Source organism: Streptomyces sp. WAC 04229 (assembly GCF_003947455.1).
In the GTDB taxonomy this organism is placed as follows: Bacteria; Actinomycetota; Actinomycetes; order Streptomycetales; family Streptomycetaceae; genus Streptomyces.
Genome location: NZ_QHJH01000220.1, coordinates 1 through 11,559, shown reverse-complemented (window position 1 = coordinate 11,559; position 11,559 = coordinate 1). Strand labels below are relative to the sequence as shown.

At 72.0% G+C, this 11,559-nt stretch carries 12 protein-coding genes; 3 read left to right on the top strand and 9 right to left on the bottom strand.

Annotated elements, in window-relative coordinates; translation table 11 throughout:
* Positions 1-598: TerD family protein (locus DMH12_RS33650; protein ID WP_148107572.1), on the bottom strand; the 598-nt coding region annotated here is incomplete at its 3' end.
* 136 nt (positions 599-734) lie between these two features.
* Entirely contained in the window at positions 735-1,331 is a 597-nt protein-coding gene (locus DMH12_RS33645; protein ID WP_125495148.1) for a M48 family metallopeptidase, read from the bottom strand.
* Between the two features lie 258 nt (positions 1,332-1,589).
* Here DMH12_RS33645 and DMH12_RS33640 point away from each other — a divergent pair, with 258 nt between their 5' ends.
* Together DMH12_RS33640 and DMH12_RS33635 are read left to right on the top strand one after the other, a co-directional pair.
* Positions 1,590-2,804 carry a TOMM precursor leader peptide-binding protein gene (locus DMH12_RS33640; RefSeq protein ID WP_125495147.1) on the top strand — a complete coding sequence of 405 codons (1,215 nt, stop codon included), beginning with the start codon at positions 1,590-1,592 and terminating at the stop codon, positions 2,802-2,804.
* The gene (locus DMH12_RS33635) at positions 2,797-4,218 is read left to right on the top strand and encodes an AarF/ABC1/UbiB kinase family protein (RefSeq protein WP_125495146.1); all 1,422 of its coding nucleotides are present in this window, start codon (positions 2,797-2,799) and stop codon (positions 4,216-4,218) included. The genes DMH12_RS33640 and DMH12_RS33635 overlap by 8 nt, the downstream gene beginning before the upstream one ends.
* A gap of 108 nt (positions 4,219-4,326) precedes the next feature.
* Here the strand turns inward: DMH12_RS33635 and DMH12_RS33630 are convergent, their stop codons facing one another.
* The 4 genes from DMH12_RS33630 to DMH12_RS33615 form a co-directional block, all read right to left on the bottom strand.
* Positions 4,327-4,650: a hypothetical protein gene (locus tag DMH12_RS33630; RefSeq protein ID WP_122616116.1), complete on the bottom strand. Its 324-nt coding sequence runs from the start codon at positions 4,648-4,650 to the stop codon at positions 4,327-4,329.
* Positions 4,647-5,015, bottom strand: coding sequence for a WhiB family transcriptional regulator (locus DMH12_RS33625; protein ID WP_003973786.1), 369 nt, complete (start codon positions 5,013-5,015; stop codon positions 4,647-4,649). The genes DMH12_RS33630 and DMH12_RS33625 overlap by 4 nt, the downstream gene beginning before the upstream one ends.
* A 173-nt stretch (positions 5,016-5,188) precedes the next feature.
* Complete coding sequence (locus DMH12_RS33620) at positions 5,189-5,521, bottom strand: hypothetical protein (protein ID WP_185832709.1); 333 nt, start codon at positions 5,519-5,521, stop codon at positions 5,189-5,191.
* Between the two features lie 164 nt (positions 5,522-5,685).
* Entirely contained in the window at positions 5,686-7,956 is a 2,271-nt protein-coding gene (locus DMH12_RS33615; protein WP_260474436.1) for an ATP-dependent DNA helicase UvrD2, read from the bottom strand.
* 118 nt (positions 7,957-8,074) lie between these two features.
* Between DMH12_RS33615 and DMH12_RS33610 the strand changes: the two genes are divergently transcribed.
* Positions 8,075-8,332, top strand: coding sequence for a mycoredoxin (locus DMH12_RS33610; RefSeq protein WP_122616113.1), 258 nt, complete (start codon positions 8,075-8,077; stop codon positions 8,330-8,332).
* Between the two features lie 231 nt (positions 8,333-8,563).
* Here the strand turns inward: DMH12_RS33610 and nudC are convergent, their stop codons facing one another.
* The 3 genes from nudC to DMH12_RS33595 form a co-directional block, all read right to left on the bottom strand.
* The gene (nudC, locus tag DMH12_RS33605) at positions 8,564-9,508 is read right to left on the bottom strand and encodes an NAD(+) diphosphatase (RefSeq protein ID WP_125495143.1); all 945 of its coding nucleotides are present in this window, start codon (positions 9,506-9,508) and stop codon (positions 8,564-8,566) included.
* 74 nt (positions 9,509-9,582) lie between these two features.
* Complete coding sequence (locus tag DMH12_RS33600; protein ID WP_125495142.1) at positions 9,583-10,995, bottom strand: dipeptidase; 1,413 nt, start codon at positions 10,993-10,995, stop codon at positions 9,583-9,585.
* A 10-nt stretch (positions 10,996-11,005) separates the two neighbouring features.
* Positions 11,006-11,559: PD-(D/E)XK nuclease family protein (locus DMH12_RS33595; protein WP_148107571.1), on the bottom strand; the 554-nt coding region annotated here is incomplete at its 5' end.

Here is an 11,559-nt window from a genome sequence, read left to right as displayed (position 1 = left end):
GGGCGGGGGGCGCGAAGCCGGGGGCGGCGCCGGTCTGCGACTGCTGCGCCTGCGGCTCGGGCGCCTCCTCCTCGGCCACCTCGCCGCCGAAGTTGCGCAGCAGCGCGTCCAGCCCGCCGTCGAAGCCCTGGCCGACGGCAGCGAAGCGCCACACGTCCTTCAGATAGAAGTCGCCGAGCATCACCGCGCGCTCGGTGGAGAACTCGGAGCCGTTGAACGGGTACCGGGCCACCTCCTCGCCGCCCGCGACGATGCGGATGTAACCGGGCCCCACCTGCGACATCTGTCCCGCGCCGTCGATCGTCGCCGTGAAGGACAGCTTCTGGATGCCCGCCGGAATCTTGTCGAGGGTGACCCGGAAGGACTCCGTGTCGCCCGCCTGCGCACCCAGGAGCTGGATGGACTCCTCGGGGGTCTTCGGTTGGTTGAAGAACACGAAGTATCGGTCGTCCGACAACCGCTCCTCGGCGTCGAGACCGAAGCAGCTGATGTCGAAGCTCAGTCCGGGGCCGGAGATCTGCACGCCTACGTACAGATCCGTGCCCGCGGTGAGGTCACTGATCCTGGCCTTGTGGCCGCGTTGAAATTCCCTGGCCATGCGTGTCGACCGTCCCCCATCCGAATGCGAGTGCGTCGCGACAGGCTAACGGCAAAGCCCGACACCGGAGGAAGTCGGTACAGACCCGGTACGAAACCCGTGCGCCGCCGTGTCGGAGGCCCGCCCGGGGGTCCGGCTACTCGTTGCGCGCGCCGGGTACGTGCGGCAGCCGCTCCGCGGCGACCACGCCCTCCAGGTAGCCCCGCGCCCGCTCGGTGCGGGGATACGCCTCCAGCAGCCGCCAGAACCGGGGCCCGTGGCCGGGGACGAGCAGGTGCGCCAGTTCGTGGAGCAGGACGTAGTCGACGACGTACTCGGGCATGCCCTGGAGGCGGTGTGACAACCGGATGCTTCCCTCGGAGGGGGTGCAGGAGCCCCAGCGGGTGTTCTGGTTGGTGACCCAGCGGACCGAGGTGGGCCGGGCCCGCCCCTGGAAGTACTGGCCCGACAGCCGCCGCGCGCGCTCGGCCAGCTCGGCGTCGCCGAGGACCCGCTTGCTCTCCTGGGCGGCCAGCTTGTCCAGCATCACGCCCACCCAGCGTTGCTCCTCCGCCTCGGACATCCGGGCGGGGATCAGCACGACGGTGCGATCGCCTTCGCGGTACGCGGAGACCGTCCGGCGGCGCCGGGTGCTCCTGCGGACCTCGATCGCGCTCGTCCCCGAGCCGTTCGGCGGCGGATTCGTGGGCGTGCGCTGGGGCGCCCCGGCACGGTGCAGTGGGTCGGCGGACACGCCACGACGTTACCCGCTGCACACGGGGAAGTCCCGGCTCCGGGACGGTTCGGTGCCGATCCGCCGCCCCCCCCTTCGAGCGGACTGCGACGGACGGCCGAGTCGTACGCCGAGACGATCGTCGGACTTGTACGACGCATACCCGCCGCCTGTGGACAACTTTCGCCGCCCGTTCTCGCGGCCGGGCATGCTGGCACTCGTCGGCGGATTCACGACCGACCGCATGCCCGCACATTCGAAGATCACGGGGGATCCGGAATGCATCCGATGGTGAAGCCCGCGCTCCGGCGCGGCTGGCGCGATCTGAACACCGTGCAGTTCGGGATGACACCGGCGCACGCGCTGACGCTCGCCCCGGTGGACACGGCGACGGGCAGCTTCCTCGAACTGGTCAACGGCACCCGCGGGCCGAAGCTCCTGCGTGAGGAGGGGCACCGCATGGACCTGCCGGAGGGGCATGTCGACCGGGTGGTGGAGCGACTGGCGCGGGCCGGGCTGCTGGAGGACGCCACGGGCGGCGGACCGGCGGCCGACGCCCTGCGGGAGAGGAAGGAGGTCCTCGACCGGCTCAGCCCCGACCTGGCCTCCCTGTCCCTGACCACCTCCGAACCGGGGGACGCGATCAGACACCTGGCGGCCCGCCGTGCCCTGCGGCTGAGCGTGAGAGGTGCGGGACGGGTGGGCGCGGTGCTCGCCGGCCTGCTCTCGGGGGCGGGGATCGGCGATGTCGACGTCCGCGACGGCGGACGGGTCGAGCCGTGGGACGTCGCCCCGGGCGGGCTGCCCGCCGACTCCGTCGGCGACCGGCGGGACGAGGCCGCCCGTCGGGTGGTGCGCCGGGCCGCCCCCGACCGGCCGCCGCGACGCGGTCCAGCGACGCCGTCCGAGGCCGACACCGCGGGCTTCTCCCTGGTGATCGTCACCCCACGCGACGATGTCGCGGTGCACACGCCCGATCCCGTCGCGGCCGAGTCCCTCATGGCTTCCGGCACACCCCACCTGTATGCCGGGGTCGTGGAGGGAACGGGTGTCGTCGGCCCCCTGGTCCTGCCCGGCGAGACCGGGTGCGCGGGCTGTCTGCACGCGGAGCGCACCGACCGGGACCCGGCCTGGCCCCGCCTGGTGGCCCAGTGGCGTTCCGGCCGCCGGCCCGAGGTACGGCCGTGCGACCTCACCCTCGCGGCGACCGTCGCCGGACTCGCGGCGGCCCACGCGCTCGCCTTCCTGGACGGCGGGAGCCCGTCGAGCACTGGCGTCCGCTGGGAGGTCTCGCTGCCCGGTCTGCGCTGGCAGTCCCGTCCGGTCCGGGCCCACCCCGAGTGCCCGTGCGGAGCGGCGGGGAAGGGTAAGGAGGAACACATCGCCGAGGACGGGGAGTGGCGCGCGACAATGGCGGGGCAAGGGCCGTCAGCAGGAGTACGCCGTGAGGCGGAACCCGCGCGGCCGGCTGCGACTTGGAGGGCTCATGTCTGATCTTCCCCGCAAGGCGGTCACCCGGACCGCCAAGCTCGCCGCGCTCCCGCTCGGCTTCGCCGGGCGGGCGACCTGGGGGCTCGGCAAGCGGATCGTGGGCGAGTCGGCGGAGCTCGTCGGCCAGCAGTTGCAGCAGCGCACCGCAGAGCAGTTGTTCAAGGTGCTGGGCGAGCTGAAGGGCGGGGCGATGAAGTTCGGGCAGGCGCTGTCCGTCTTCGAGTCGGCGCTGCCCGAGGAGGTCGCCGGGCCCTACCGGGCGGCGCTGACCAAACTCCAGGAAGCGGCACCGCCCATGCCGACGCGCACCGTGCACGCCGTGCTCGCGGAGCGCCTCGGGGAGAGCTGGCAGGACCTGTTCCTGGAGTTCGAGGACAAGCCCTCCGCGGCCGCCTCGATCGGCCAGGTGCACCGGGGGGTGTGGCACGACGGCCGCGAGGTGGCGGTCAAGGTGCAGTACCCGGGAGCGGGCGAGGCTCTGCTGTCGGACCTCAACCAGCTCAGCCGCTTCGCCCGCCTGCTGGGCCCGCTGGTCCCCGGCATGGACGTCAAGCCGCTGATCACAGAGCTGAAGGACCGGGTCTCGGAGGAGCTGGACTACGACCTGGAGGCGCAGGCCCAGCGGATCCACGCCGAGGAGTTCGCGGACGACCCGGACATCCTGGTGCCGGACGTGGTCCACCAGTGCGACCAGGTACTGATCACCGAGTGGATCGACGGCATCCCGATGTCGGAGATCATCTCGGACGGCACGCAGGAGCAGCGCGACCGCGCCGGCCAGTTGCTGGCCCATTTCCTCTTCTCCGGCCCGGCGCGCACCGGGCTTCTGCACGCCGACCCGCATCCGGGCAACTTCCGCCTGCTGCCCGGTGGCCCGGACGGCGAGGACGACTGGCGCCTGGGCGTCCTGGACTTCGGCACCGTCGACCGGCTCCCGGGCGGTCTGCCCGAGCCCATCGGGGATGCCCTGCGGATGACGCTGGACGGCGAGGCGGAGGCCGTCTACGAGATGCTCTGTGCGGAGGGGTTCGTCAGGGAGTCGATAGAGCTGGACCCCGACGCCGTCCTGGACTATCTCCTGCCGATCATCGAGCCGGCCCGGGTCGACGAGTTCACCTTCACCCGCGGCTGGATGCGGAGCCAGGCGGCCCGCATCGGCGACCCCCGCTCCCCCGCCTACCAGCTGGCCAAGCAGCTGAATCTGCCGCCGTCCTACCTCCTGATCCATCGAGTGACCTTGAGCACGATCGGGGTGCTGTGCCAGCTGGGAGCGACGGTCCGGCTCCGTGACGAGCTGGCCGACTGGCTGGTGGGCTTCGTCCCCGAGGAGGAGACGGACGAAGAGGAAGCCGCGGCCGTCGAGGACGCGTACGAGGAGTACGAGAAGTACGAGGGGGAGAAGGCGGCGGAGGCCTGAGCCGCCCGCGCCGAACGGACCGTGGGGGCCGGTCCGTTCGGACGGACCGGCCCCCACGGGCAGAGCTTCGTCTCCCGGGCCGGGAGACCACCGCTTCAGGTGTGTCGGTTACTGCATGACCGCCATGGCGAGCGCACGCCGGGCACGCATCGAGGCGCGCTCCGCTCGGCGCTGCATGCGGCGGGCGGTAGCCAGGCGCATCGCCCGGCGCTCCTGCTCCGCCTCGACCAGGCGGTCGTGCATATGCGCACGGGCCAGGGCTTCTGGGATGAGTTGCATTTCGCGGGTCCTGTTCTGACGCGAGTCCTTCGCGCCGGTGGTGGTGAAGTCTTCAGGCGCGGAGCCTGCGGTGTCGTGGGGAGACGGCTTCATCGGGGCCTGCTTCTGGGGGTCGTACGTGAGGGGGCGATCGATCGTTCCGGTGATGTTCATGCCGAAACCGGGTTCTTGCGCGGGCGGCCACGGGGCCGCTTCCGGGCGACGACGACACCCTGGACGAACAGCTCGCCACCCCAGACGCCCCAGGGCTCACGCCGCTCCTTGGCACCGGCGAGGCAGGCCTCGATCAACGGGCAGGTGCGGCAGAGGGACTTGGCGTACTCGACGTCCGCCGGCGACTCGGCGAAGAAGACCTCCGGGTCGTAGGAACGGCAGGGGACGGGCACGCCGAGGTTCTCGATGGCGTCGTCGAGCGCGGTGAGCGCGGTGAGCGGGGTCAAGGTGGAGTCCTCCGTGGAACAGGGCTTGGGGATCGTGTCGGACGGCGGTACGGACGGGGCGTGCGCTTCGAGTTGCACGGGTGGTCTTCCTCGTCTGGTCGTTCCGGCCGGTTGGCCGGTTGGCGGCTTGGTACCGGGTTCTTTTCTTGTCCCGAGGCTCCTTCGTGCTGTCGTCCGTTCGGGGACAAACAGAAGGGCCGCGGATCCCGGGTGGGGTTCCGCGGCCCTGAAGGCGCCGGCCTGATCGACGATCAGGCTGGATCACTCCAGGGTTCTGGCCCACGGAAGGCCCACATCAGGTGGTGCTGCGTCGTCTGCTTCCGGAATCCGGCACCGGTCGCGGTAAAGGCATAGGCCTGCGCCTGTGCCGTTACAGCTGCTTCCAGTGCCTTGGTCGGTCGCTCATTGCGCTCACGGACGGGAAGGCCCGCGGGGGCAACGGAGGAGGCGGCCGGACGCACGGCACGGATGCCGGACAGACCGGTGCCCGGGTTCGAGGCGCCGAGGATGCACAGGGAGACGGCCGAGCGATCGGTCATTTTGGCGGTGAAGCCGGCGTTGCTGCTGGTCTTGATGCTGATCACTGGACTCGCCTCCTCTCGGCGTCTCGGGGGACTGGCATGAACCAGTCCGTGTATGTGCAAGTACAACACGGAGTCAGGGCCTTCGGGAAGGCCGCTGTTCCCGTGACCAAGAACCTATGGGGATTCCCGGGGCATGCGCAAACTATTTTCTCGACGAGTTTGTATCAGTCGCCCTCGTCCAGCCCCACTCCCTCTTGACCTGCGCAGATGGCCAGGACGTCGGCTCCGTAGCGGTTGAGCTTGCGCGCTCCGACCCCCGGGATCCGGGCCAGTTCCCGCTCGTCCTCGGGGACGGACTCGGCGATCGCCATCAGTGTCTTGTCGGTGAAGACGCAGAACGCGGGCTGCCCGCTGCGCCCCGCCTGGACCGCCCGCCACTCGCGCAGCCGCTCGTAGACGCCCTCGTCCATGTCGGACGGGCAGTCCTCGCAGCGCATCAGTTTCATCTCGCCGGCGTCGGTGAGCGTGCGCCCGCAGACCCGGCAGCGGGCCGGCGTCCGCGGGGTCCGTCTCGGGGCGGGGGCCGCGACGCCGACGCCTCCGCGTCCGCGCTCGACTCCTCCGGCGCCGCCCGCCGCTGCCTGACCGCCCGCCGCGCCGGACCCGGGCCGCAGGCCCTTGAGGAAGCGGCTGGGCCGACGGCTCGGCCTGCCGCCGGGCGAGCGGGCGAGCGCCCAGGAGAGGTGCAGGCGTTCGCGCGCGCGGGTGACACCGACGTAGAGCAGGCGGCGCTCCTCCTCGATCTGCTCGTCGGTCTTTGCGTAGGTGATCGGCATCATTCCCTCGGCGACGCCCACCAGGAAGACGACGTCCCACTCCAGGCCCTTGGCCGAGTGCAGGGAGGCGAGGGTGACGCCCTGCACCGTGGGGGCGTGCTGGGCGCCCGCCCGCTCGTCGAGTTCCACGACCAGGTCGCTCAACGTGACGCCGGCTCGCGCGGCGGCGAAGTCCTGGGCGAGCCCGACCAGGGCGGCCAGCGACTCCCAGCGCTCCCGGACGGCGCCCGACCCGGCCGGAGGCTCCGAGGTCCAGCCCTCCCCCGACAGCACCGCGCGCACCTGCGAGGGCAGGTCGACGACGTCGTCCAGGAGGGAGTCGTTGCCGCCGAAGCGGGCCGCCGCCCGCAGGGCGCTGTGGGCCTTGCGCACTTCAGGGCGGTCGAAGAAGCGCTCCGCGCCCCGCAACTGGTACGGGACACCGGCGTCGGCGAGAGCCTGTTCGTAGGTCTCCGACTGGGAGTTGGTCCGGAACAGGACCGCGATCTCGGCGGCGGGAACGCCCGCGTCGACGAGTTCGCGGATGCGGCGGGCCGCGCCCTCGGCCTCGGCCGGCTCGTCCGGGTACTCGGTGTAGGCGGGCTCGGGGCCGACCGGTCGCTGGGAGACCAGTTCCAACCGGTGGTCGGCGGCCCGCCCCCGGGCCTGGGCCAGCAGCCCGTTGGCGAGGTGGACCACCTGGGGGGTGGAGCGGTAGTCGCGGACCAGCTTGACGACGGTGGCGCCGGGGTGGCGGACGCGGAAGTCGAGCAAGTGGTCGGGCGTTGCTCCCGTGAACGAATAGATCGTCTGGCTGGCGTCGCCGACCACGCACAGGTCGTCGCGGTCGCCGAGCCACAGCTCCAGCAGGCGCTGCTGGAGCGGGCTGACGTCCTGGTACTCGTCCACCACGAAGTGCTGGTACTGGGCGCGGACCTGGTCGGCGACGTCGTGGCGGTCCTGCAGGACGGCCACCGTCAGCAGCAGCACGTCCTCGAAGTCGATGACTCCGCGACCGCGCTTGAGGTCCTCGTAGGCGGCGTAGAGCTGGGCGATCTCCGCCGGGTCGCGGGGGGTCTCGCGACCGGCCTTGGCTGCCGCGGCGGCGTAGTCGGCGGGGACGGTCTGGGTGACCTTGGACCACTCGATCTCCGCGGTGGCGTCGCGCAGCTCACCTCGGTCGAGGCGGATGCGGCAGGCGGCGGCCGCGTCGGCGACGAGCTGGATCTTGCGGTCGACGAGCCTGGGCAGGGAGCCGCCGATTGCTTTCGGCCAGAAGTACTGGAGCTGGCGCAGCGCCGCCGAGTGGAACGTGCGGGCCTGGACACCGGAGGCGCCGAGCTGGCGCAGCCGGCCCCGCATCTCCCCCGCGGCGCGGTTGGTGAAGGTGACGGCGAGCACGCTGGTGGGCTGGAGGATCCCGGCGCGCACCCCGTACGCGATGCGGTGGGTGATCGCCCGGGTCTTGCCCGTGCCGGCGCCCGCCAGCACGCACACCGGTCCGCGCAGGGCGGTCGCCACCTCGCGCTGCTCGGGGTCGAGCCCTTCGAGCACCGCGTCGGCCGAGTCCGGTACCTGCGGGAAGAGGGTGGAGTGCGTTGCTGCTGTCACACCGCCATGCTGCCAGGTCTCGCGAGACGGGTGAGCCGGTTGTCCACAGGCACGCTCCGATAGTCGCATCAATGCCGATGTGGCGGCCTCACGGGGCGGGAATGGTGGCGCCGTCGCAGACGTTCACCTCCTGCGACCTCATCCCCGAGCCGCCGGATCCCCGAGTCGCCGAAGGAGCGCGAGAGACATGCCGGGCACTGTGACGATGTACAGCACCACGTGGTGCGGCTACTGCCGTCGGCTGAAGAGCCAGATGGACCGCGAGGGCATCGCGTACACCGAGATCAACATCGAGCACGACCCGGACTCCGCGGCCTTCGTGGAGAAGGCCAATGGCGGAAACCAGACGGTCCCCACGGTTCAGGTGATTCCCACCAACGGTGGCACCGAGGTCGTCATGACGAACCCGAGCCTCGCCCAGGTGAAGCAGGCGCTGGGCGCCTGACCTCCGCCTGGCGCAGCCCCCGATCCGGCCTCGTGCCGGTCGGGGGCTGCGGCGCTTCGTGCGCCGGGCCGACGCCGCCGAGGGTGCGCAGCATCACGACTCCTGCCGGGCGTCGCGCCCTTTCTTGAGCGCGACGGCCGTGACCACCAGCGCGGCGATCGGGGCGGCCCACGACCAGCCGAGGGTGGCGTCGACCGCTCCACACCGCCCGGTCCGGGCCGTCGGCCGCCCTCAGAACGCCGCGCGCGTCGGCAGTGGCCTGCCGTACCAGAGCTCGATGAGGCGGGCCGCGATCGAGATCCCGTAGGGCGGCAGCACCTCGCCCGACTCGAAGGCGGCACCCAGTTCGTCGCGGGAGAACCAGCGCGCCTCGTGGATCTCGTCGCCGTCGACCTCGATCTCGGTCGACGTGGCGCGGGCCATGAAGCCGAGCATCAGGCTGGACGGGAAGGGCCAGGGCTGGCTGGCGACGTACTCGACGGGGCCGACGGTGACCCCGGCCTCCTCCTGGACCTCGCGGCGCACCGACTGCTCGATGGACTCGCCGGGCTCCACGAAGCCGGCGAGCGTGGAGAAACGGCCCTCGGGCCAGTGGACCTGGCGGCCGAGCAGTATGCGGTCGTCGTCGTCGGTGACGGCCATGATCACGGCGGGGTCGGTGCGCGGGTAGTGCTCGGCACCGCAGGCGGGGCAGCGGCGGATGTGGCCGGCCGCGGCGATGACCGTGCGCTCGCCGCACCGGGAGCAGAAACGGTGCAAACGCTGCCAATTCTCCAGGGCGACCGCGTGGACCATCAGGCCCGCGTCACGGGGGGCCAGGAGCAGGCCCGCCTCCCGCAGGCCCGCCGGGCGCGCCGACTGGTCCATGCGACCGGGCAGCGAGTCCTTCTGGAGGGCGAAGTAGCTGACCCCGTCCTCGTCGGTGCCCAGGAAGTAGCGGTGCGCCTCGGTGAGCGGGGCCTCGAAGGAGGGGGTCATGACGAGCTCGGTGCGCCCGTCGGGCGTCTCGTCGATGAGGACCTGGCCGCCGGAGACCACGAAGCAGCGCGTCGAGGGGTGGCTCCACGCCGCCGCGAGCCAGGCCTCGTCGAGGCGGTGGTGGGCGGCGCGGTCGATGCCGCTCGGCGCGGTGAGCGAGATGGGACGGTCGGCGGTGCGGTCGGTCCAGGTGGTCACGGGTGCTTCCAACTCCCCCGGTGAGCGGTTCGGTTCGGCAGGCGGGTTCGGCGGGTCGTGGGGCGGCGGGGCGCTCAGGGTGCGTGGCGCCAGTGCTCCCCCAGGTCGCCCCACAGGTGGGCGGCGGTCTCCACGCCCTTGAGCAGCAGGTCCAGCTCCACCTTCTCGTCGGGTGCGTGCCAGCCGTCGGACGGGACGGAGATGCCGAGGAACAGCACCGGGGTGCCCAGCACCTCCTGGAGATCGGCGGCGGGTCCGGAGCCGCCCTCCCGCGTGTAGCGGACCGGCTTCCCGAAGGCGAGGCCCATCGCGCGGGCCACCGACCGCAGCGCCGGGTGGTCGAGCGGGGTCAGGCACGGGCGGGTGGCCGGGGCGAAGTCGATCTCACAGCTGATCCCGGCAGGCACCTGCTCGGCGATCCACGCGCGGACGGCCTTCTCCACGTGCTCGGGTTCCTGGCCCGCGACCAGCCGGAACGAGAGCTTCACCATCGCGGACGACGGGATGATCGTCTTGCTGCCCGGGCCCTGATAGCCGCCGCCGATGCCGTTGACCTCGGCGGTGGGGCGGGCCCAGACACGTTCCAGTGTGGTGTGTCCGGCCTCGCCGTGGGCGGCGTACGACTTGGCCGTCTCCAACCACCGCCGCTCGTCGAAGGGCAGCTCGGCGAAGAGGTCGCGTTCCTCGTCGGTGAGTTCGATCACGCCGTCGTAGAAGCCGGGGATCGTCACGCGCGCGTGCTCGTCGTGCAGGGCGGCAACCAGGCGGGCGATCGCGGTGGCGGGGTTGGGGACCGCGCCCCCGAAGGAGCCCGAGTGGATGTCCTGGTCGGGGCCGTGCAGCCGGATCTCGCATTCCGCTAGGCCGCGCATGCCGGTGCACACCGTCGGGGTGTCCTCGGACCACATGCCGGTGTCGGAGACGATCACCGCGTCGGCGGCGAGCCGGTCGGCGCGCTCCTCGACCAGGGCGCGGAAGTGCGGGGAGCCGGACTCCTCCTCGCCCTCGACGAGCAGCTTGAGGTTGACCGCGGGGGTGGTGCGGCCGGTGGCGGCCAGGTGGGCACGGACGCCGAGTGTGTGGAAGAACACCTGCCCCTTGTCGTCCGCCGCCCCGCGCGCGTAGAGGCGGTTCTCGCGGACGACCGGTTCGAAGGGATCACTGCTCCAGCCGTCCTCGCGGGCGGCGGGCTGCACGTCGTGGTGGCCGTAGACGAGGATCGTCGGTGCCTGGGGGTCTTCGGAGGGCCACTCGGCGAAGACGGCCGGGGCGCCCGGGGTGGGCCAGACCTCGGCGGTCCCGAAGCCGGTCTCCTTCAGCTTGGCGGCGAGCCAGTCGGCGCTGCGGCGCACATCGGTCGCGTGGTCGGGCTGCGCGGACACCGACGGGATGCGCAGCCAGGCGACGAGGTCGTCGAGGAAGGCGGCACGGTGCTGCTCGATGTACGTACGGACAGCGCTGACAGCATTGTCAACGGGGTGGCTCATACTCACGAGCCTATCGGCCCGCACGGACACCCCGATCGTGCGGTTCGTCACCGACGGGTTCGGCCAGCAGCAGGTTCTCCAGCGCGGCGCGGTCGGGCAGCCGGTCGGGCCGGACGACCTCCCCGGTGCGTACGTAGAGGAACGCGGCCGTCACCGCCTCCAGCGGTACGCGCTGCTGCTCGGCCCAGGCGAGGCGGTAGAGCGCGAGCTGGAGCGGGTCCGCGGTGCGGGACCGGCTCGTCTTCCAGTCGACGATCTCGTACGTCGCCGTGGTGCCGTCGCCCTCCTTGTAGACGGCGTCGATACGGCCCCGCACGACCCGGCCGGCGAGCGTGAGCTGGAACGGCGCCTCGACGCGATGGGGGGTGCGGCGGGCGTACTCGGTCCGCTCGAAGGCCTCCTTGAGGAACTCCAGGTCCTGCTCGTCGGCGATCTCGGCGTCGTCGCCGGGCAGTTCCCCGGGTTCCAGCAGGGGGAGCGTCAGCGGTTCGAAGCGTGCCTCGACCCAGGCGTGGAAACGGGTGCCGCGGCGGGCGGCGGGCCGGGGGGCGGCCCCCCCCCCCC